Below are 20,348 nucleotides of genomic sequence, written 5' to 3'. Positions count from 1 at the left end.
TACATTAGAGAAAGTAAGGCTTTTACCTAGCAGGGAGAGGATGGACATAATGAATATCAGAACTCATGGAGGGCATCATGGTGGTTATCATGACCATAACCACCATGGTGGATATTATCACGGAGGACATGGTGGATACGGTGGTTATGGCGGTTACGGTGCACCGTTTGTTGGAGGACTTTTAGGAGGTTTAACAGCCGGTGCTTTACTATCTCCTGGGATTGGTTATGGCGGCTACGGCGGCTATCCTTACCCGGCAGCTGTTCCATATCCAGCGCCATATCCAGCCCCGTATTATCCATATGGTGGATATCCATACTATTAAACAATTGACTTTCTATTTTGGAAGACACTTACTCGATTAAGAAGTGTCTTTTCGTTTCTAAAAGGGGCAATAAGATACTAGGACTTGGATTTTTAAAAGACTACGGGTAAAATTTATTACATAAAAGATTTTATGACAAAATTTTAGATTGGGGATTTACCATGATTGTAAAAACAGAAGAAGATATTAATGGCATAAAAGAAATCGGCCGAATTTGTGCGGCAATTCGAGATGAATTAGTCCAAAAAACTAAACCAGGTATCACTACAAAAGAGTTAGACGAAATTGCCGGTGGGCTTTTTGAAAAAGAAGGAGCCATTTCTGCACCAAAAGGAGAATATGATTTTCCGGGCTATACCTGTATAAGTGTGAATGAAGAAGTAGCCCATGGTATACCGGGAAATCGAGTGATTCAAGAGGGGGACCTCGTCAATATTGATGTTTCAGGTTCCAAAAATGGTTATTTCGCCGATACCGGCATCTCGATTGTCGTGGGAGAAGGAGATCCTGTGTTAAAAAGAATCTGTGAAGTAGCACAAGAAGCTTTTGAAGCCGGTCTTACGAAAGCAAAGCCGGGTTCAAAAATAAACGGTATGGGGAAAGTAGTTTATCAGACGGCTAGAAAACAAGGATTCACCGTGATCAAAAACCTTACGGGCCATGGAATTGGACGGACCATCCATGAGAAGCCTGAATATATTTTTAATTATTATGAACCGTCAGAGAGTGGCTTGTTACGTGAAGGAATGGTTATTGCGTTTGAACCATTTATCTCTACACATGAAGAAGAAGTGCTCGAAAAGGGTGACGGTTGGACCTATATAACTGAACAAAGCCGCGTTGCCCAATATGAACACACCCTAATTATTACTAAAGACGGTCCGATTATTGTCACAAAATAATTTAAGGATAATAGCTGATAGTTCCCATACTTGATGAAAAATCGGTTAATCGGGCACTATCAGGGGTTCAATGTTCCCGTACTTGATGAATAATCAGTTCATCGGGCACTATCAGGGATTCATAGTTCCCTTAAAAGGTGATATATCGGTTCATTAGGCACTATCAAGGGTTCATAGTTCCCGTACTTGATGAAAAATCGGTTTATCGGGCACTATCAGGGGTTCATAGTTCCCGCACTTGATGAAAAATCAGTTCATCGGGCACTATCAGGGGTTCATAGTTCCCGTACTTGATGAAAAATCGGTTTATCGGGCACTATCAGGGGTTCATAGTTCCCGTACTTGATGAAAAATCGGTTTATCGGGCACTATCAAGGGTTCATAGTTCCCGTTCACGGTGAAATATCGGTTCATTAGGCACTAACAAGGGCTCATAGTTCCCGCACTTGATGAAAAATCGGTTTATCGGGAACTATCAAGGGTTCATAGTTCCCGTTCACGGTGAAATATCGGTTCATTAGGCACTAACAAGGGCTCATAGTTCCCGCACTTGATGAAAAATCAGTTCATCGAGCACTCTAAAGGGTTCATAGGTACCATTTTCAATTTCCACAAGTTAACAATGTAAAAAAGGCCTCATGAAGAGGCCTTTTTTGCTGAACCACATTATTGTTTTGCATCTTTAGGACTACTATTTTCTTTGACCACTTCAATTTTCACATAGTAGCAGTCTGATTTTTTCTTTAAAAATTTAAACAACTAGACTTAAAAAGCACTATTTGAAACCATTTTCAATTTTTTCCGTATGTAATAGAAATTAATCAATGGGAAAAATAGAGCAAGAGGATTATAAAATGAAATTAGGTGGCTAAGAAATGGAGTCAAAAGAGGAATTACTAAAAGAACTATCCATTATTGAAAAATGGGAAAAAGACCAGAGCGGTCTGTGGTTTTGGGAACGGATTGGGCGTCTTCCATTTAAGCTGTTAGATAAGATTACACCCCCATTTATTCATAATAAGATCGGTTTATTGCTTGAAGAAATTGGGGCGTACATCCAAACTGGTGGAAAATATTTAATTAACGAAAAAAGTTTATTCAACATGGTTCAAAAAGAAACAAATCAACCCATTGAAAAGGTTTCAGATATTCAGGATTTGCCGTTAAAAACAATGGATAAAATTAGCCATGAACTGAGCGGGCGAAGAAAGAATTTTGCTGCACTCCAAGGCGCAAGCACAGGAATTGGGGGAATATTCACCCTAGCAATTGATATACCGGCTATATTGGCTATTTCCTTAAAAACCTTACAAGAAATTGCAATTCTTCACGGCTATGACCCAAACGATAAAAATGAACGAATTTTTATCATTAAATGTTTGCAATTTTCATCAGCCGATGTTGTGGGGAAACGTGCGATTCTGAATGAACTGACAAACTTTTATCAAAGAGATAAAAAATCAGATGAGATGATGTCCCAATTACAAGGCTGGCGAGAGGTTGTCTATACATACCGGGACAACTTTGGGTGGAAAAAGTTATTTCAAATGGTACCAGTAGCCGGGATGATTTTCGGCGCCTTCATTAACCGGTCCATGATTAGCGATCTTTCCGAAGCAGGGATGATGCTTTATCGGAAAAGAAAAATTTTAGAAAGATTAGAAAAAACTCAGGTTCCTTATTAAACCTGAGTTTTCGTATTTTTTTATTTCAATGGGAAATCTATCTGTACTATTCATTTAATTCAATTTATAATATGATATAACTGATCAGTTGATAAGTAAGAAGGGCTGAAACAATCAATGGCTATTACACCGAATAAACAATCTGAGATTTCTGCACTTGAAACGAAGCAGAATATAATCAACATATCTCAAAAATTATTTATGACCTATGGCTATCGTTCCGTCTCCACTAGACAAATTGCACAATCATGTGGTATTACTCAACCAGCTTTATATCATCATTTTCGAAATAAGCAAGAAATTTATATCGAAGTGGTGAGAGCAATAATGAGCCGCACGAAATTCCAAATGGAGAAAATAAAAAAGCAATATACATCTTTTAGAAAACGAGTGCATCAGATTGCCTATTACATGCTCATGAATCACCAAGAAGATTTATCACAAATGTTTCACGACCTAAAACACGAAATGAACGATGAAACACAGCTACTAATTCGTAAGTGGTGGTTAGAAAGTTATTTCAATCCCATTGTTGAGATCATCGTGGAAGCGGAAAAAGAAAAACAAATAAAGGACTTGTCAAAGCTTGAAAGCAATCCAATGGAAATGTCGTACTTCATTTTAGATATTCTTAAATCCTTATTACAATTTTCCGGCCTTAAAAACCTGGATGATGAAGAGAGAATGAAAGAGTCTGAGCGAAAAGCGAAATTAATTGTTAGTGTCATTTTAGATGGAATAGGGAGTTAGGCTAGTTGGCCTTCTCTTTTTTTGCCACCTACTTATCAACTGATAAGGAAATGAAGGGAGACGAGAATTGTGAAGAAAAATTGGTTAATGCGTTGGTGTCAGCTAGTTAGCGGGAAAAAAGGTCGATGGATTACCATCCTTATTTGGGTATTCGTCATAATTCTATTAAATATCACTTTCCCCCAGGCAAATTCACAAAAGAATGAAAGAGCGGATCTCTTTTTAGAGAAAGTTGACTCTCAAAAAGCAAATGAAATCATTCAAAAGAATTTTGGTAATAAGACTGGAACCCCTGCACTGATGACTTGGTATAAAAAGAATCAGTTATCGGATGAAGATCTTGCATCCATACAAACACTAACAAAGAAACTTGTTGTTGATAACCCGATTGAAGGGGCGGAGGTGCCCCCGTTTTATAAAATGCCGCTTCCTGTATTAAAACAACAAGTATCCAAGGATGGAACAACCTTCGTTTTACCGGTAGTATTTGATCAAGACCTTGAGACTGCAGAGATACAAAAACGATTGGATAAATTGAAACAAATTTCAAAACCTATTTTCTCATCCAATCCATTTACGAAAAAAATCAGTGATGAAAACTCTTTACTCGTTAGGGTTACAGGACCTGCAGGAATATCAGTAGATGCCACTGAACTATTCAGCCAAGGAGATCTCTCCTTACTTTTTGGTACCGTTTTACTTGTTCTAATTTTCCTTCTGGTCATTTATCGTTCGCCGATATTAGCCCTCATACCATTAATTGGGGTTGGGATGGCCTATATGGTGATCAGCCCGATTCTTGGATTGTTAGGGAGGGAAGGAGTAATCGACTTTGATTCTCAAGCTATCTCGATTATGACTGTATTACTATTTGGAGCTGGGACCGATTATTGTTTATTCCTAATTGCTCAATTTCGAAACAGTTTAAAAAAAGAGGAGAGCAAATTCCGTTCGATCAAACATGCATTTACAAGATCATCTGGTGCGATTATCATGAGTGGACTGACTGTTGTGATCTCTCTTCTTGTTTTATTAGTGGCCAACTACGGATCCATCCACCGTTTTGCGATTCCATTTAGTTTGGCCATTCTCATCATGATGGTTGCGAGTTTAACGATTATTCCGGCATTTCTAAGTATTTTAGGCAGAGCCTCCTTTTTTCCATTTATCCCAAGAACAGAAGAAATGGAAAAGAAATCAGCAGAGAAAAAAGGGAAGGTATATCGGGGTCGAAACAATGAGAAACGTTTAGGAAACATCATAGGCAGTTTTGTTAGCCAACACCCTTGGAAGGTGTTTTTAACTACATTTTTGATCTTGGGTGTTTTAGCTATTTATTCTTTAAAAATTGTATATACTTATGACACATTATCATCTTTTCCAAAAAATATGCCGTCTCGTGAAGGATTTGAAATCTTATCTACACATTTTAGTGCAGGTGAATTGGCACCTACGACCGTTATCGTTAAAGGGGTTAAAGACGAAAACAGCGTAAAAGCAAAAATGGAAAGATTACCATACATTGCGAATGTTTCGAGTGTTCAGCGAAGTGAAAAGGATCCAAGCTTGGTCAAGTATGTAGTGGAATTAAAGGATAATCCTTATTCAAATAGGGCGATGGAATCCATTCCTAAACTAAAAAAGGACTTGAAGGAAATTTTAGTGAACGGTAGTTCAAAGAGCAAGATTTATATCAGCGGGCAAACGGCCGAACAATACGATACGAAAGAGACTACGAAAGCCGATTCCTCCATGATTATTCCGATTGTCCTTGTGATGATCTCCATTTTACTATTGTTCTATCTTCGTTCCATTATCGCTACTATCTACCTAATCGGAACGGTGCTCTTGTCTTATTTTAGTGCATTAGGGTTAGGATGGATTATCTTGCACTATGGGTTCAACGTGAATGAAATCCAAGGATTTATCCCTTTATATGCTTTTGTATTTATTGTAGCACTTGGAGAAGACTATAATATTTTTATGATTTCAAGCATTTGGAGAAAAAGTAATGAAATGACCCTTGTTAATGCAGTCAAAGAAGGGGTAGCTGAAACCGGGGGAATTATCACCTCAGCTGGTGTAATTCTAGCAGGTACATTTGCAATCTTAACGACTCTTCCAATTCAAATACTTGTCCATTTTGGAACGATTACGGCCATTGGTGTACTTCTAGATACATTTATTGTCAGACCGTTTTTGGTTCCTGCCATCACATCGATTTTAGGAAAATGGGCGTTTTGGCCGGTAAAGAAGCAAATGGGGAAGGTTGAAAAATTACAGGGATGATAAAATTCAGCTGAAATTAGTGATTCTTCTTAAGTGTAGAAAATGTGAATCTTTTCCTTTTCAAACAAAATCAGGCGCAATTTCATTCGAAAATTGCGCCTGATATCTTTATTTTTTAATGAAATGTTCTTTTTGGAACAAAATATAGTTTTGTTTCTTTATTTCGAATCTCCGCTTCTGTTACTTCATCCATTAAGCTTAGACACATACCAAATAATAAGGTAATGATAGATGCAATGACGACACCAACACCAGTTGCAGTATAAAAGTACCCTCCATTGGCAGCGCTTACAAAAAAGCTAGAAATAAAAATGAGTACACCAATACCGATTCCAAACATAGATACTTTAAAAATTTTCAAATATTTATACTCCATGATTATCACTCCCTTACTGAATATTCTATCAATTGTCACAAATTTGTCAAACTTTTTTTAAAAATAATTTTAATAGTGCAAATTACTTGATTTTAAGAAAAGGATAGAAAAAGAGAAATAAAAAAATCCTAAACGATTCATTTAGGATTTTTGCCTAGCCATTTTGAAAGCAGATGATACTTTGGATTCCAACTAATAGAGAAAGAATGGAAACATGTAGGAGCACCGCTCCCAAACTTAAATGGGTATAGATTAAAAGGGCACCACTTAAACCTTGCAAAAGTATGAATAAAAAATTAATTTGACTGAAGCGATAAATGTCCGGACGTTCTTTACGGTATTTTTTTGAAAGGTGAATTAGCCCGAAAAAGAGAATGATTAGACCAAGGGCAAATGAACGATGAATGATATCAACCCAAAAAGCATTTCCAACATCCCCGAAGCGTTCGGTCGGAATCGGAAAACCACGGAAGGCTTCACCCGAACCTGTTTTGGCAACATAACCCCCGAAATAAATAGCTGCATAAAGAAAGATAAAAGTATACCAAGAAAAAACGGAAAATGAAGCGGGCATCTTTTTCAAGGAAGGAATTTTCTTTTCCTCCAGATAAATCACATAGGCAATATTGATTAATGCTGAAAATGATATAAGTGCAATTCCCAAATGCGCTGCCAGCAAAAGAGGGGAGAGTGAGATCATCACTGTTAAGGCACCAAGCGTCGATTCCCCAAGGATACCTAAAATCGCAAAGAATACCAGCATTTTCACTTTTCGTGATTTATAGCGTATCCAAGCCATTGCTGAAACAACAAATAATAACAGGCTTGCAAGCCCCACAACGATACGATGGGTGTATTCAATGACGGAATGATAATCAGAAAAATCAGGATATAATTTACCATTACACAAAGGGTATCCGCTCCCGCATCCCATTGCGGAATTTGTCATCGTGTCAATAAATCCAATAATATTTACTAGAAACAGTGTTGCCGCTGCAATGATAGAAAGCCAAAAGTATTTCATCTTAGAGCACCTCCTATGTAAGAAACCATTTCTTTTCTGTCTATTAAGATATAGTGCCCAGCGGTCTCTAAAATCGCTGGGCACTTAGTAACATTAATGAACTTGAGAGTTGAATGACATTATCCAAACCGATCCGGCAACAATTGTTGCAACGAAAATAATCCCAAGGATTAATGCCATCACATTGTACTTCGGTCCTTCACCATCACGAATATGCATGAAGAAGAATAATTGAAGGACAAACTGTAAAACAGCCGCCAGCAATATGCTGAACATAAGCGCTGATTTTGCCATCATATGATTTAAAACAAGAACAAGAGGGATGATAGTCAATATTATCGAAAGAATGAAACCTGTCACATATGCTTTTATGGAACCAGTGTGTTCGTGTTCGTGTCCATGTACTGACATGTTACATCACCCCCATTAAATAAACGACAGTAAAGATAAAAATCCAGACAGCATCTAAGAAGTGCCAATACAGACTGACAATGGAAACTTTTCGTTTTGTAACTTCAGTAATTCCTTTTTTCTTGATTTGAACAATAATTCCACTGATCCAAAGGATACCGAAAGAAACGTGAACGCCGTGTGTTCCAACTAAACAAAAGAAGGAAGTAAGGAAGGCGCTGCTTTGAAGAGTTGCACCTTCATGAACCATATTTACAAATTCGTTGATTTCAAGTCCTACGAATACAGCACCAAGAGCAATTGTTACAATTAACCATTTAATAAGACCTTTTTTATTGCCTTTATGCATCGCGAGTACTGCCAAACCACTTGTAAATGAACTAATTAAAAGGATAAATGTCTCAATGATAAAACCTGGAACATCAAATTCCTTTGCTGTGAACCCTCCATTTGTATGGGTATTCAGGACCGCATACGCTGCAAAGAAGGTTGCAAATAATAGACAGTCAGTTACAAGGAATATCCAGAATCCTAAAACCTTTAATCCTTCTTGGTCAACATGACCATGATCATGGTCAGAAACATGAGCTGAAGCGCTATGTTGCATGTTTTTAACCTCCTAGTTTGCAGTTCGTTGAACCGAAATATTGTTTCTTAATGCTTTTTCAGTTCGCTCGATTTCTTCTACAGTAATATAATAATCCGTGTCATATTGGAATGAACGAGTAAATAACGTTATGGCAACCCCGATTAATCCGAGGACTCCCATCCAAATCCAATCAAATGTAAATCCAAAACCAGCAATAAAGAAGAAGCATGACATGATGAAAGGAATACCTGTATTTTTTGGCATATGAATCGGTTCATATTTAACAGGTTCAGGTTTATATCCTTCTTTTTTCATTTCTTCTTTTTGATACCACCAAGCATCTTTACCATTTGCTTTTGGTAAGATCGCAAAGTTATAAACTGGAGGAGGGGATGGAATTGACCATTCTAATGTACGGCCATCCCAAGCATCACCAGTTACATCGCGTTCACCGTGTTTAATGCTATAAAGAATTTGCCAAACTTGGAAGACGAAACCGATACCCATAAAGAATGCACCGACCGTTGAGATTAAGTTTAGCGGTGCCCAACCCATGTCCCAACCTGCTGATTGGTTATACGTATAAATACGACGAGTCATACCCATGAAACCAAGAGCGTACTGTGGCATAAAGCATACATAGAAACCAATTTGCCACAACCAGAATCCCCATTTTCCTAAACGTTCGTTTAACTTGAAACCGAATAGCTTTGGCCACCAATAATAAAGACCTGCAAGGTAACCGAATACTACACCACCGATTAATACTTGGTGGAAGTGGGCGATCAGGAAGTAACTGTTATGGTATTGATAGTCTGCTGGCGCAGCTGCAAGCATAACACCTGTTGCACCACCAACAAGGAAACATGGTACGAATGCATAAAACCAAAGCATAGGCTGTGATAAGCGTACACGGCCGCGGTACATCGTAAACAGCCAGTTAAAGATCTTAACACCAGTCGGGATTGCGATAATCATCGTACATATCGCAAAAACAATATTTACGTCCGCACCGGCACCCATTGTAAAGAAATGGTGCACCCAAGTGTAATAAGAAACTATCGAAATGGCAATCATAGAAAATACCATTGAACCATAACCAAAAATACGTTTTTTCGAGAATGTAGCAACAATCTCAGAGAACACACCAAAGGCAGGTAATACAACAATATATACTTCTGGGTGACCCCACATCCAGATCAAGTTTACCCATAACATAGGATTACCGCCGGCAGTCATTGTAAAGAAGTGTCCGCCAAGTAAGCGGTCAACCGTCAACATGATTAAAGTAACAGTTAAAATAGGGAATACACCTAAAATGGCAATTGATGACGCTAATACAGACCATGAAAATAATGGCATATCTTTTAAGCGCATAGATGGTGTCCGCATTTTTAAGATCGTTACAACAAAGTTAATACCTGTTGCCAAACTACCTATACCTGAAATTTGAATTCCCCAAATCCAGAAGTTTTGACCAGGACCCGGGCTAAAATCGTTTTCAGATAAAGGGGGGTAGGAGAGCCATCCGGCACTCGCTGAACCACCGATTACAAAGGAAATATTAAAGAGCATCGCTCCGATAAAGAATAACCAGAAGCTTACAGCATTCAACATTGGATACGCAACATCACGCGCACCAATTTGCAATGGAACAACCATGTTAAATAATCCGAACATAAATGGCATCGCCATAAATAAAATCATAATCGTTCCATGTGTTGTAAAAATTTCATTATAGTGTTCAGATTGTAAGAAATGCATATCAGGAAACGCAAGTTGAATACGCATTAAAATCGCATCGACCCCACCGCGGAAAAGCATAAGTAAAGCGGATAGGAGATACATAATACCAATTTTTTTATGGTCAACGGTTGTAATCCATTCTCTCCATATCCATCCCCATTTTTTGAAGTATGTGAGAGAAAATACAATCCCAATCATGGCTAGAACAATCGAAACATCGGCACCATAAATCATAGGATCGCCGGTGACAAAAAAATGCGAGTTATCCATTGATAATTTCCTCCTGTTTGTTTATTTTCCCATATCCATTCCAGGCATTGACTTCATTTCAGCACTATCACTCATGTTCATATGATTCTTATGATTATAGTAAATACCACCGTTTTTGTTCACAATGTCTTGGAATAATCCATTAGGATATGCTGAAAAGCTTAACTCTTTTTCGGTACTTGGCTTGGACAATTTTTCATAACCAGTTTTTGTTAAGACAGGAGAGCCTTTCTTAATACCTTCTGCCCATTTATCAAAATTAGCTTGACTTACTGATTTCACTCTAAATTGCATATGTGCAAAACCTTTACCGGTGAAGTTTGCACCGGAACCAAAGTATTCTCCAACTTTATTCGCCTGCAGCCATAAGCCCATTGACATTCCCGGCATCGTATATTCTTGACCGCCTAATTGAGGAATCCAGAACGAGTTCATCGGTGCATCAGACGTTAAAACAAATTGTACCGGAACACCAGCAGGAATCTCAGCGTAATTTACGGTGGCAATTTTTTTATCTGGATAAGTAAACATCCACTTCCAATCCAGTGAAGTTACTTGTACAACCAATGGTTTTACATCTTTCACAGGGGGTTTTGTTAAATTAATTGTTGTTTTCGCAGTAAAAACACCAAGAATCGCAACGATGATAACCGGAATTCCCCACCATACGATCTCTAAAATTTTACTGTCTGCCCATTCTGGTTGATATGGTGCTTTGTTGTCCGGACGGTCTCGATACTTAACCGCAATATAAACAAAAATACCTAAAACAGGAATAATAACAACTGCACATAAAATAACCGAAATGATAATTAAATCTAGTTCTTGTTGGGCAACCGGACCTTTTGGGTTTAGAACAATAAATTTACTTTTATCACACCCAGCCAAAAGTACCATACCCAAGAATGCTAAAATAGAATATTTAGCAAATTGGTTCCATTTACTCAATGTAAGTACCCCTTTCATTCGATTTGTTTTTTATTTATTCACGAGGATTATGTTAAAAAGCTATACAAATATACCAAATTTAATTTCATTTGAGTAGAGAATTTTTTATGTTTCACATATTTGTCACAGAAAGTTCATTTTTGGAATCAAGATATTTCCTTTCATGTAAATAGTTATTTTAAACCCCAGTTTTTTCCATACTTAGAACTAAAAAAAGGTCTCCCCAAACGGGAAGACCATCACTAAAATTATTCTGTTTATTAAATTTATGCAGGTTTCACTTTTTCTTTAATGGCTCGTGCTCCTCGGACATTTCCATACCGTATGCCAGCCGGTCAGGTACTGCATTCTTTTTGGGGCTGCTTTCCTGCCTTGGACTATGCAACATTCGGTGAACGAAAAACTCCCCAACTGTTATTATGATTGCTGAAATAATACTTCCCCAAGCAATCTGCATATAATTGTCAAGAAGTACACTTCCAAAAATCCAAACCACCATATAGGATAGGATAAAATCTCCAATAAGGGCATTTTTATTTCCGATTCGCGAAAGTAACATCCTATCCCCAAGATAAGAAACAATTGTCATTAACACACTGAACCAAACAATATCCACCCAAGTCGCATTAAAAAAAAGATCTAATGCTACCGCATAAGCAACCAGACAAGTAACAAATTTTACTATTAATGCCATTGTATTCATTTTTCTTCTACCTCCTCATCTACCATTTTAGACAATTTTAAAAAATCCATTCATCCTCTTATAAAATAGAATCAATAAGAATTTTGTTTAAATGAAAGAACTAGTGAAACAATAATAAAAGGCTACCGGGTCGGCAGCCTTTTCTATAGAGGATTTACCCCTCATTCACCATAATTTTGACTATAATCCCAATATTTTAATGTTTCGGTATGGTCAGTGGGTATCTCTTGTTTGACTTTTCCATCTTCATCCTTGTACACTTCATATTCCTGATAGGTCTCCACGAAATATCCATCCACTTTTTCAACCTTTTCAAGTTTTTCTACTAGATCAGGGCCCTCATCAGAAGGGGCGGCCGTTACAGGCTTTGCTATTTTTTGTTTACTCGCCGTTGCTGTGTAGGAGTAATTTTTATTGATAAACGAAAAGGGCGAATCCAGATAGGCGGCAAAAATTAACAAGAATAACAGGGCTATCAATGACGTGGTTTGAGTGAAAGATTTCATGCTCCCGGCTCCTTTACCAATTACATCTTCATAACCCATTTTATGCATGTCCGCACGACATATGATTAAATTAAATTCAGAATTTCTCCTTCCGCTTTTTTGCCAGTATTTAAAACGTAATCATTTATTTACCATTTTGTAATTTAATTATTCCTATGAATCACTTAAAATATTAAGGGTATTGAATTTGTGAACTTGGTATAGACAACCGGAGGTACGAGATGGAAAAAGTACGTAAAAGAAGGAAAGTTAGATGGAAAAGGGTATTTGGCCTGCTTTTTATATTGATGATTATTTTTACCACGGCTTATTCAATTTATCAATATAAGCGAGGACTATCGATTGCAGAGGCTGGAAGTTACATAGGTAATAAAAAGCAAACTGATACATTTAAAGGGAAGGAAGTACAGTTTGGGAAAATCAATGTTCTTCTTTTAGGAAGCGACTCACGTGGTGAAAAGCATTCACGAACAGATTCCATTATGATTGCCCATTATGATCAAAATTCTCATCAAGCGAAATTGGTTTCCATTATGAGAGATACATACGTTGATGTACCCGGTCACGGAATGCAAAAGATAAATGCGGCTTATGCTTTTGGCGGTCCGGAGCTTTTAAGACAAACCATTGAAGAAAATTTCCATATTGATGTGAACTATTATGCAATGGTAGATTTTAAAGGTTTTTCCAAAGTGGTGGATGTCCTTGCACCAGATGGGATTGAAGTAGATGTTCCGCATCAAATGTCTTCCGGAATTGGCATGACGTTAAACCCTGGAAAGCAAACGCTTCACGGGGACAAGTTATTAGGATATGTCCGGTTTAGACATGATAATCTAAGTGATTTTGGCCGTGTGGAGCGGCAACAGGAGGTCCTAACTAAACTTGAGGATCAGGCATTAAGCATGGGAAGTGTTATCAAGATTCCGAAGCTATTAGGTGTAATCAATCCGTATATTGAAACCAATCTGGATTCATCAACGTTATTTTCTTTGGGGAAGGATTTAATTACGAATCGTTCCTCTAATTTAAAAACACTGCGGGTTCCAGTTGATGGTTCCTTCACAAACGAACGATTTAACGATGTAGGTGAGGTTCTAAGTATTAATCTCGATCAAAATATTACAGCAATCGAAAATTTTTTAGGGTCAACTAACAGCTAACCATTTTAAGAAGGCTAATCGATTTAATTCGATTGGCTTTTTTTGTAAATAAAAATATAGTGAAATCGCCGTTTCAGCAGGATGGACAACTCCGTAATCTATATTAATACCTCGTTTCGAAAGGAAATTCAGTAATGTAAAAGGGGGATTTTTTTTTATAAAGGCAGGTGAAGAGAATTGTATTTGGTTGGTTTCTATTCTCCAAAAGCAAAATCAGGTGTCACAGAATTATCTTTATCAATTTATCATTGGCTTAAAACAAACACCAGTCTTTCCGCGGCTTTTATTTCTTACGGGACTTTAGAAAAAGAAGAAATTTCAACGGAATTGATCCATGAATTCTCAAAATTATCTCTTGCAGAGAAAAAACGGAAAATTAAACAAATGAAAAAGGAATTTGATATTATCATATACGATGCATCCAGTCAGCTATCAGAAGGAGTGTTAAGCCTATTACCCATTGTTGACCGCTTATTTGTTGTTGGCGAAGAACATCGGGATTTCGCGGTAAAACTTCAGGAAATCATTGAATTTGATAAAATTTTTGATAAGCACGTAAAAAATTTTATTACCCATTTAAAAGGAAATAAAACCTTTATCATTCGCGAAAGTAAGGAAAATCATGTGATCGGCTTTAATTATTCCAATAAAGAAACAAATGATATTGGGCAAATGATCTATACAGATTATGTCACTCATTATCTAAATAAAAACCTGATTGAGAAAAACGAAAGGGTTTACAAAAAAATAAAACAAATTCCAAAAGATGAGTTAGCTTTCGGCTTATATGAATTAGGGATCGATTTTGAAAAAGCATTATTATTTCATAGCTATGTTCATATACGAGAAGAATTAGGTCAGGATTATAATGAAGCTTTAGAAACTTTATTTCCACAATTAATCCATTCCTCGTTTGAAGAACTTCTAGACAAGTTCCGAAGTGAATTATTCTTATTTTCACAATTTAAACTTTAGCCCTTCTCCATTAAGTAAACCATCGGTAAAATTTCTTTTCCGGCTAAAAAAACAGATCATAAATTGGGTTCCGGCGCAATAATCTAGCGCCGGAAGTCAGAGGTCTCAATTCTCTTGCACCATTTTAGCAACAGGGCGATAAATCTGAAATAGAATCAATGCCAGGATTGATATGACTGCCCCTGAGATGTAGGGTAAACCTATCGTTATCGAAAATAGCCAGCCTCCCAATGGCGGCCCGATAATTCTTCCTAATGAATCAAAGGAAGAGAGTAAACCGGTCGTGCTTCCATGTCCTGCTGATGAAGTTTTCGTAAGTAAAGCAGAAACACTGGGACGAATTACGCCATTACCTATTCCGAAAATCGTTAAATAGACCGCTGCAGATAGAAAACTATCTACTAGAAGAATGAGTCCAAAACCAATTGCTGAAACAATAATGCCTCCTTGAATAACTACCCTTTCTCCATATATTTTCGTTAACCGGCCAACCATCCCCCCCTGTATAATCGCACTGGCGAACCCCATAATCATAAATACATACCCAAGTTCTGATGTATCCATACCCGCTTTTTTTGCAGCAAAATAAGCAAAAGTTGCTTCTAGACCGGAAAGAGATAAGGAAATCAATAATTGCATAATAAATAGAATGGATGTTGGTCCGTTAAAAGCCTCTAGCAAAGATGGTCTTTTTTCTACCGATTTCTTCACTGAGGACTCCCTAAGTAATAAAAACACAAGGATTAAAGTAATAAAGGAGGAAGCACTGGCAAGTAAAAATGGTAATCCTAAGCTTATTTTTGAAAAAATCCCCCCAATAGCGGGACCAAAAACAAAGCCCAAACCTGTAGCCGCTCCAATGATTCCCATTCCTTTCCCGCGATTTTCTTCCGAGGTGATATCTGCGACATAGGCCATAGCAGTTGGCATATTCGCTGAAGAAAGCATCCCGCCGAGAATTCTTGCTGCAAACAGCATCCATAACTGTGTTGATAACCCTTGAATTAAAAAGGATATTCCAAGACCTGCAATTCCAATCATCATTACGGGTTTGCGACCGATCCGGTCAGAAACCCGCCCCCAGATGGGAGCAAAAATAAGCTGCATAAATGAATAGACCGCCATTAATAGGCCCAGCTCTGTAGGTGAGGCTCCGATTTGTTCTGCGTAAAAAGGCAGGACAGGGATGATGATCCCAAAGCCAATCATCACGAGAAACATCACAAAAAATAAAATCGGTAAAGCATTTTTGTTTTGCAAAAAATCAACTCATTTCTGTAGAAAATAGCAATTAATTTCTATTAATAGGATAAAGGAATGCACGTTTTTAAGCAATTTATTCCAATAAAAAGCTTCTATATGCCAAAAGTACTAAAACCAATAAAGAAACAATTTCGGCCAAATTCCCACCTATGAAGAAGCAGCGGAAATTGTAAAAACCTATGGCCGGCATTTCGATGGCGGCAAATTAGTAAGAAAAGCCAGCCAGCCGAAGGATCCCAATCGAAAACCTAGCTAATGACATCTGTGTTATCGCAATGATCTACTATAGTGATAGCGAATGCTAGCAATTGAATAGCAATATAATTGGGTGGAAAAAGCAAACGAAAAAGCAGCGGAGTTCCGCTGCTTTTCATATACTGTTTGTTGGACATTCTTCGACATTCCAAACCTTTGTGACCCAATCTTCATAAAAATCAGGTTCGAGGATTCGACAAGATTTTTTCCAAGAAAATTCATTGGAAATTATATTTTTCATTTACTTCTTATAAGCAAACAGGCGGTAGGCATTGGATCGCATGAAAGCCTGAGAGATCCACATTCACGCAGACACCTGTTGCCTTTAAGTCATCGATATTTTCACAATTTAATTGGGAACAGGGGGAACAAATAGGCTTACCTTTGGAATTACACTTTTGATGGTTTTTAAATTTTAGTAGCTCCAATACGGCACAATCATCTTTGATATCAATAATCCGAAAAACGAAGGTAATAAAACAGACAAATGTTTCGCTATTTGAATTTTTATCCCGGCAAATAGTCACTCCTTCCACCTTAAAAGGATCACAGTCACAATAAAGGATAAATGGAATGGTATTTTTGCTATAATGATTGCCTAACTCTCCAAGTGGAGCTAAGCAGGATGTTTGGCATGAATCGCCTTTTTTCTTTTTTGCTTTTCTTTGTGCTTCAAGGATTTTTTCTAGTGTCTTTTTAATACACCTGTTTTCCTCGTAACAACTCGCTTCCATATATAATCGCTCCTTCTTGTTAAAAAAGTACATGCTATATCATATGGAAGGTCGTCCTATTTGGAATAGGTCAAACACCTTTAAATCCCTTCTATCTATTAAAGAACAGACTGCCATCAAGGACAGTCCGTTTAACTTATTTTGTCTAGTCATGATGCTAGTCATGATGCTGGGTTTTGCCGTTATAAAATAATTTTTCAAGCTGGATCGGGTTTTCCTTTGCACTTAGCTCCAGAGCTTTTATCTTATATACAGCGGTTCTGCTGCCAAGCGAAGAACGGTATCTTTCTACGTGTGAACTTGAAAGGGCTTGTTCGTAATAGCCTGGAACATATTTATCGAGCATTTTCTGCATGGCCTTGACCGCTTCATCAAGATCTACAACTAATTCTGCTTCGCCAAAAACCATTACGCTCATATAGGCAGTATCTGTCTTAGCAGGTACAGGGTGGGTTAGGGTGCCAAGGTTCGCACTCACCGTAAAACAAGCCTTGGCATTTTCCTCCATAATATTTACCTTTCTGCCTTCAGCAGCTCCGTGAAAATAAATCGCCCCCTCCAGCCAAACAAAATTAAGCGGGATTACATAGGGAGTGTTACCGTCTGCCAAACCTAAAAAACCGGTTTTCTCCTGTTCTAAAAACAGATGTATTTTTTCTTGATCCTTGCATTCTAAAGCTCTTTGTCTCATTGGAATCATAATCTTCTCTCCTCAATATATTTTAGTGTTATACTCATTTTAAAAATGAATTGCCCTTGTTAAAAGAGACAGTATTAGATAAATTCATAGGGACAGATAAGGAGGAAGATGTGGATATCATTCCCTTTATCAAAAAAGAAGACGTAAATCCAATGTATTTACAGCTCTATCAATATTTCCGAGAACAAATTGAAACAGGACAATTACCGGCAGGAACCAAACTGCCATCTATTCGGCAACTTTCGCATACAACCAATATTAGTAAAAATACAGTCGAAATGGCGTATCAACAGCTTGTTGCGGAAGGGTATGTTGAAGGGAAGGAAAAAAAGGGGTTATTTGTTTTACAATTGGACGATTTTCAATTTAATGATAGACACCGTAAAACTCAACCACTAATGGAAAGTGTAAATGCGATCCAAGAAGAAAAAATTAAGATTGATTTCCAATATGGCGATATTGATTTGGAACATTTTCCGCATAAGACATGGAAAAAATGTTTAGTCGATACATTGGAAAATCCAAGTCAAGAAGTTTTTTCTTATGGTAATAAAAAAGGGCATCTTGGACTTCGAAGTGAAATCGCCCATTATCTCTATCAAGCGCGAGGAGTAAAATGTTCCCCGAATCAGGTCATTCTCACTGCCGGGACGCAAACAGCCATTCAATTGTTATGTCAGCTTCTTTCGTTAAGAAATAACAGGGTAGCTATGGAGAATCCAGGATATGATGGGGTTCGGCGTGTTTTTGAAAGTCAAAATTGTCGTATCACCCCGATCTCGCTTGAAGAGGATGGGATCAAGATGGAAGAGTTGGAGAATAGTGCTGCCCTTTGTGCATATGTAACCCCATCCCATCAGTTTCCATTTGGAATGGTGCTGCCCATTCAAAAGCGAATTAAACTGTTACAATGGGCAGAGAAAAATTCCAGTTATGTTATAGAAGATGATTATGATGGAGAATTTCGTTACCAAGGCCAGCCGATTCCTTCCTTAAAATCACTGGATACGAATGGGAACGTCATTTATCTCGGAACCTTTTCAAAGGCTTTTCTTCCTGCAGCTCGAATCAGTTATCTTGTACTGCCAGAAAAATTACTGGAACGATTCCAAACTGACTATTCTTTTTACAATCAATCCGTTTCTCCCTTGATTCAGGAAGCACTTTATCGATTTATGAAAGATGGTTATTTTAGCCGGCATATTCGAAAAATGAGGAAAATCTATCAATCGAAACAAAAAGTGCTGTTAGCGGCTATCGATGAATTTTTAGGAGAAAATGTCAAGGTGATTGGCCAAAAGGCTGGCCTGCATCTGCTGCTTGAATTTTACCATCTGGATACCAGGAAACTGGTGCAGCAGGCAGAAAAACTGGGAGTAAGGATTTACTTGACACAACAGTATTGGCATCAGACCGCACCTATTTCTAATCAGCCAATCATTATCGGGTATGGGGGAGTATCTGAGGAAGACATTCAAGCCGGTATTCAAAATTTGGCTGTTGCATTAAAGAGTTGTTAAATCTCTTGTCCGTGAACAATATTCTCCTAATATAGTGAAGAGTTTAACCAAGGCACCTGCTTGTACATATACTATTTTATATGGACAGGGGGGAGGTGCGGTTGAATTGGACATCAATAAAGACGGCATAAATATTGGTACTATTTCAGGTGGAATTGTCAATTTTGGCGGAGCAGTATGCATTTCCCCAATCTCCGTTACAAGGACAATCTCCGGTTCTGATGGAGGCAATTCAGGAACATCGGTTACCACCAATACCAGATTAAGTTCTGTCAACCAACAAACAGTGACTGATATACTAAACTTAATAAGGACGATGCTCTAAAATAGCATCGTTCTTATTTTTTAGTTTAGGAAGCCTTTACTTCGATACTCTGCGTAACAGCTTGTTTCTGCTTTGCTGGTTTAATAATATTGAACACAATATTTAAGAAAATTGCTGTTAAGCTACCAGCAACAATTACATTTGTCTGTTTTTGTCTGTATTCCCCGAATTTATGTATCTAAAGTCGTCTATATATCTTAGGTCGTAAAATGTTAAAATGTAAATTGTGTACAAGATACCTCATAAGATTTGCATATATACACAGTTATCCTAATTTTTAGAGGTGTGAGTCCATAATGAAACCAGCAGATTTGGAAATGGCTATAAAGAAGAAAAGAGCAGAGATGATTAAGTTAGGAATGGAAAAAGGTTTGTCGTTTCATGAAACAATTAAATGCAGCCAAGAACTCGATATGCTGCTTAACGATTATAATTTAGTATTAATTGAAACTGAACGGACCGATCCTATGGATGTATACCACGAATTTTTAATATTTCTACAAAAATCTATTTTTAAGTCTTTACATATCGGTTACAATTCTATTTTCCCTGTCCTACAATATGGAAATTAATATTTCATTTTGATATGGAGTGGCAAAGATGTCACTCTTTTTTTATATAATCTTAATTATCTTCAACTAATGGAATAATTTGTTATATTGCTATTGATAAATATTTTGACATAAAAAGTCCTCTCAAGATATTCTTGAAAGGAATCACGTTTGTTTTGCGTTTTCAAGTTTCGATTTAATTTGGTTATTTTGAGATATTATGACACTGCTAAAAATTATTGTTGCAATAAAGCCTAAAAGTGAAAAAAACACAGTAACAGCCAAATTGGTGTTATCGCGCATAATAAAACCTCCCTTTAATAATAACTATAGTTTGT

21 protein-coding genes are annotated in these 20,348 nt (G+C 37.4%); 10 read left to right on the top strand and 11 right to left on the bottom strand.

What is annotated here, in order from left to right:
- The first annotated feature begins 49 nt into the window (after positions 1-49).
- The 5 genes from ACFQZ9_RS00460 to ACFQZ9_RS00440 all read left to right on the top strand — a co-directional run bounded on the left by ACFQZ9_RS00460 (position 50) and on the right by ACFQZ9_RS00440 (position 5,951).
- Complete coding sequence (locus ACFQZ9_RS00460; protein ID WP_232490243.1) at positions 50-325, top strand: hypothetical protein; 276 nt, start codon at positions 50-52, stop codon at positions 323-325.
- Between the two features lie 161 nt (positions 326-486).
- Complete coding sequence (gene map / locus ACFQZ9_RS00455) at positions 487-1,227, top strand: type I methionyl aminopeptidase (protein ID WP_198313234.1); 741 nt, start codon at positions 487-489, stop codon at positions 1,225-1,227.
- A gap of 875 nt (positions 1,228-2,102) precedes the next feature.
- A complete protein-coding gene (locus ACFQZ9_RS00450) occupies positions 2,103-2,912 on the top strand; it encodes an EcsC family protein (RefSeq protein WP_498941828.1) in 810 nt (269 codons plus the stop codon).
- 117 nt (positions 2,913-3,029) lie between these two features.
- A complete protein-coding gene (locus ACFQZ9_RS00445) occupies positions 3,030-3,662 on the top strand; it encodes a TetR/AcrR family transcriptional regulator (RefSeq protein ID WP_498941827.1) in 633 nt (210 codons plus the stop codon).
- A gap of 69 nt (positions 3,663-3,731) precedes the next feature.
- Entirely contained in the window at positions 3,732-5,951 is a 2,220-nt protein-coding gene (locus ACFQZ9_RS00440; protein WP_498941826.1) for an MMPL family transporter, read from the top strand.
- Between the two features lie 115 nt (positions 5,952-6,066).
- Here the strand turns inward: ACFQZ9_RS00440 and ACFQZ9_RS00435 are convergent, their stop codons facing one another.
- The 8 genes from ACFQZ9_RS00435 to ACFQZ9_RS00400 all read right to left on the bottom strand — a co-directional run bounded on the left by ACFQZ9_RS00435 (position 6,067) and on the right by ACFQZ9_RS00400 (position 12,524).
- On the bottom strand, positions 6,067-6,327 hold the full coding sequence (locus ACFQZ9_RS00435) for a hypothetical protein (protein WP_198313231.1): 261 nt from the start codon (positions 6,325-6,327) through the stop codon (positions 6,067-6,069).
- Between the two features lie 154 nt (positions 6,328-6,481).
- Positions 6,482-7,351, bottom strand: coding sequence for a COX15/CtaA family protein (locus ACFQZ9_RS00430; protein WP_498941825.1), 870 nt, complete (start codon positions 7,349-7,351; stop codon positions 6,482-6,484).
- A 93-nt stretch (positions 7,352-7,444) separates the two neighbouring features.
- A complete protein-coding gene (gene cyoD, locus ACFQZ9_RS00425) occupies positions 7,445-7,762 on the bottom strand; it encodes a cytochrome o ubiquinol oxidase subunit IV (protein WP_498941824.1) in 318 nt (105 codons plus the stop codon).
- Position 7,763: 1 nt separating this feature from the next.
- A complete protein-coding gene (gene cyoC / locus ACFQZ9_RS00420) occupies positions 7,764-8,369 on the bottom strand; it encodes a cytochrome (ubi)quinol oxidase subunit III (RefSeq protein WP_498941823.1) in 606 nt (201 codons plus the stop codon).
- Between the two features lie 12 nt (positions 8,370-8,381).
- A complete protein-coding gene (locus ACFQZ9_RS00415) occupies positions 8,382-10,367 on the bottom strand; it encodes a heme-copper oxidase family protein (RefSeq protein WP_498941822.1) in 1,986 nt (661 codons plus the stop codon).
- Between the two features lie 21 nt (positions 10,368-10,388).
- The gene (gene qoxA / locus ACFQZ9_RS00410; RefSeq protein ID WP_498941821.1) at positions 10,389-11,315 is read right to left on the bottom strand and encodes a ubiquinol oxidase subunit II; all 927 of its coding nucleotides are present in this window, start codon (positions 11,313-11,315) and stop codon (positions 10,389-10,391) included.
- 277 nt (positions 11,316-11,592) lie between these two features.
- Positions 11,593-12,018: a YndM family protein gene (locus tag ACFQZ9_RS00405; RefSeq protein WP_498941820.1), complete on the bottom strand. Its 426-nt coding sequence runs from the start codon at positions 12,016-12,018 to the stop codon at positions 11,593-11,595.
- 161 nt (positions 12,019-12,179) lie between these two features.
- Complete coding sequence (locus tag ACFQZ9_RS00400; protein WP_498941819.1) at positions 12,180-12,524, bottom strand: hypothetical protein; 345 nt, start codon at positions 12,522-12,524, stop codon at positions 12,180-12,182.
- A gap of 221 nt (positions 12,525-12,745) precedes the next feature.
- Between ACFQZ9_RS00400 and ACFQZ9_RS00395 the strand changes: the two genes are divergently transcribed.
- Positions 12,746-13,687 carry an LCP family protein gene (locus ACFQZ9_RS00395; protein WP_498941818.1) on the top strand — a complete coding sequence of 314 codons (942 nt, stop codon included), beginning with the start codon at positions 12,746-12,748 and terminating at the stop codon, positions 13,685-13,687.
- Positions 13,688-13,870: 183 nt separating this feature from the next.
- Positions 13,871-14,662, top strand: coding sequence for a hypothetical protein (locus ACFQZ9_RS00390; RefSeq protein WP_498941817.1), 792 nt, complete (start codon positions 13,871-13,873; stop codon positions 14,660-14,662).
- 105 nt (positions 14,663-14,767) lie between these two features.
- On the opposite strand, the gene ACFQZ9_RS00385 is transcribed toward ACFQZ9_RS00390, so the two are convergent.
- From ACFQZ9_RS00385 to ACFQZ9_RS00375, 3 genes are all read right to left on the bottom strand, one after another.
- A complete protein-coding gene (locus tag ACFQZ9_RS00385; RefSeq protein WP_498941816.1) occupies positions 14,768-15,922 on the bottom strand; it encodes an MFS transporter in 1,155 nt (384 codons plus the stop codon).
- 506 nt (positions 15,923-16,428) lie between these two features.
- Positions 16,429-16,914, bottom strand: coding sequence for a CotY/CotZ family spore coat protein (locus ACFQZ9_RS00380; RefSeq protein WP_198313220.1), 486 nt, complete (start codon positions 16,912-16,914; stop codon positions 16,429-16,431).
- A 157-nt stretch (positions 16,915-17,071) separates the two neighbouring features.
- Entirely contained in the window at positions 17,072-17,614 is a 543-nt protein-coding gene (locus tag ACFQZ9_RS00375; protein ID WP_498941815.1) for a pyridoxamine 5'-phosphate oxidase family protein, read from the bottom strand.
- A gap of 110 nt (positions 17,615-17,724) precedes the next feature.
- Here ACFQZ9_RS00375 and pdxR point away from each other — a divergent pair, with 110 nt between their 5' ends.
- The 3 genes from pdxR to ACFQZ9_RS00360 all read left to right on the top strand — a co-directional run bounded on the left by pdxR (position 17,725) and on the right by ACFQZ9_RS00360 (position 20,031).
- Positions 17,725-19,134, top strand: coding sequence for a MocR-like pyridoxine biosynthesis transcription factor PdxR (gene pdxR / locus ACFQZ9_RS00370; protein WP_498941814.1), 1,410 nt, complete (start codon positions 17,725-17,727; stop codon positions 19,132-19,134).
- A gap of 106 nt (positions 19,135-19,240) precedes the next feature.
- On the top strand, positions 19,241-19,459 hold the full coding sequence (locus tag ACFQZ9_RS00365; RefSeq protein WP_498941813.1) for a spore germination protein: 219 nt from the start codon (positions 19,241-19,243) through the stop codon (positions 19,457-19,459).
- Between the two features lie 296 nt (positions 19,460-19,755).
- On the top strand, positions 19,756-20,031 hold the full coding sequence (locus tag ACFQZ9_RS00360; RefSeq protein WP_498941812.1) for an aspartyl-phosphate phosphatase Spo0E family protein: 276 nt from the start codon (positions 19,756-19,758) through the stop codon (positions 20,029-20,031).
- Positions 20,032-20,348: the final 317 nt, after the last annotated feature.

Origin of the sequence: Neobacillus sp. GCM10027624, assembly GCF_042675345.1 — a bacterium.
Classification (GTDB): Bacteria; Bacillota; Bacilli; order Bacillales; family Cytobacillaceae; genus Neobacillus; species Neobacillus cucumis_D.
This window is presented reverse-complemented; position numbering and strand designations above follow the sequence as displayed.

What these genes read in the sequence shown, in the direction of transcription:
- ACFQZ9_RS00460 (WP_232490243.1), top strand. Translation starts at nt 50, where the DNA reads ATGAATATCAGAACTCATGGAGGGCATCATGGTGGTTATCATGACCAT.
- map (WP_198313234.1), top strand. Translation starts at nt 487, where the DNA reads ATGATTGTAAAAACAGAAGAAGATATTAATGGCATAAAAGAAATCGGC.
- ACFQZ9_RS00450 (WP_498941828.1), top strand. Translation starts at nt 2,103, where the DNA reads ATGGAGTCAAAAGAGGAATTACTAAAAGAACTATCCATTATTGAAAAA.
- ACFQZ9_RS00445 (WP_498941827.1), top strand. Translation starts at nt 3,030, where the DNA reads ATGGCTATTACACCGAATAAACAATCTGAGATTTCTGCACTTGAAACG.
- ACFQZ9_RS00435 (WP_198313231.1), bottom strand. Translation starts at nt 6,327, where the DNA reads ATGGAGTATAAATATTTGAAAATTTTTAAAGTATCTATGTTTGGAATC.
- ACFQZ9_RS00430 (WP_498941825.1), bottom strand. Translation starts at nt 7,351, where the DNA reads ATGAAATACTTTTGGCTTTCTATCATTGCAGCGGCAACACTGTTTCTA.
- cyoD (WP_498941824.1), bottom strand. Translation starts at nt 7,762, where the DNA reads ATGTCAGTACATGGACACGAACACGAACACACTGGTTCCATAAAAGCA.
- cyoC (WP_498941823.1), bottom strand. Translation starts at nt 8,369, where the DNA reads ATGCAACATAGCGCTTCAGCTCATGTTTCTGACCATGATCATGGTCAT.
- ACFQZ9_RS00415 (WP_498941822.1), bottom strand. Translation starts at nt 10,367, where the DNA reads ATGGATAACTCGCATTTTTTTGTCACCGGCGATCCTATGATTTATGGT.
- ACFQZ9_RS00405 (WP_498941820.1), bottom strand. Translation starts at nt 12,018, where the DNA reads ATGAATACAATGGCATTAATAGTAAAATTTGTTACTTGTCTGGTTGCT.
- ACFQZ9_RS00400 (WP_498941819.1), bottom strand. Translation starts at nt 12,524, where the DNA reads ATGAAATCTTTCACTCAAACCACGTCATTGATAGCCCTGTTATTCTTG.
- ACFQZ9_RS00395 (WP_498941818.1), top strand. Translation starts at nt 12,746, where the DNA reads ATGGAAAAAGTACGTAAAAGAAGGAAAGTTAGATGGAAAAGGGTATTT.
- ACFQZ9_RS00380 (WP_198313220.1), bottom strand. Translation starts at nt 16,914, where the DNA reads ATGGAAGCGAGTTGTTACGAGGAAAACAGGTGTATTAAAAAGACACTA.
- ACFQZ9_RS00375 (WP_498941815.1), bottom strand. Translation starts at nt 17,614, where the DNA reads ATGATTCCAATGAGACAAAGAGCTTTAGAATGCAAGGATCAAGAAAAA.
- ACFQZ9_RS00360 (WP_498941812.1), top strand. Translation starts at nt 19,756, where the DNA reads ATGAAACCAGCAGATTTGGAAATGGCTATAAAGAAGAAAAGAGCAGAG.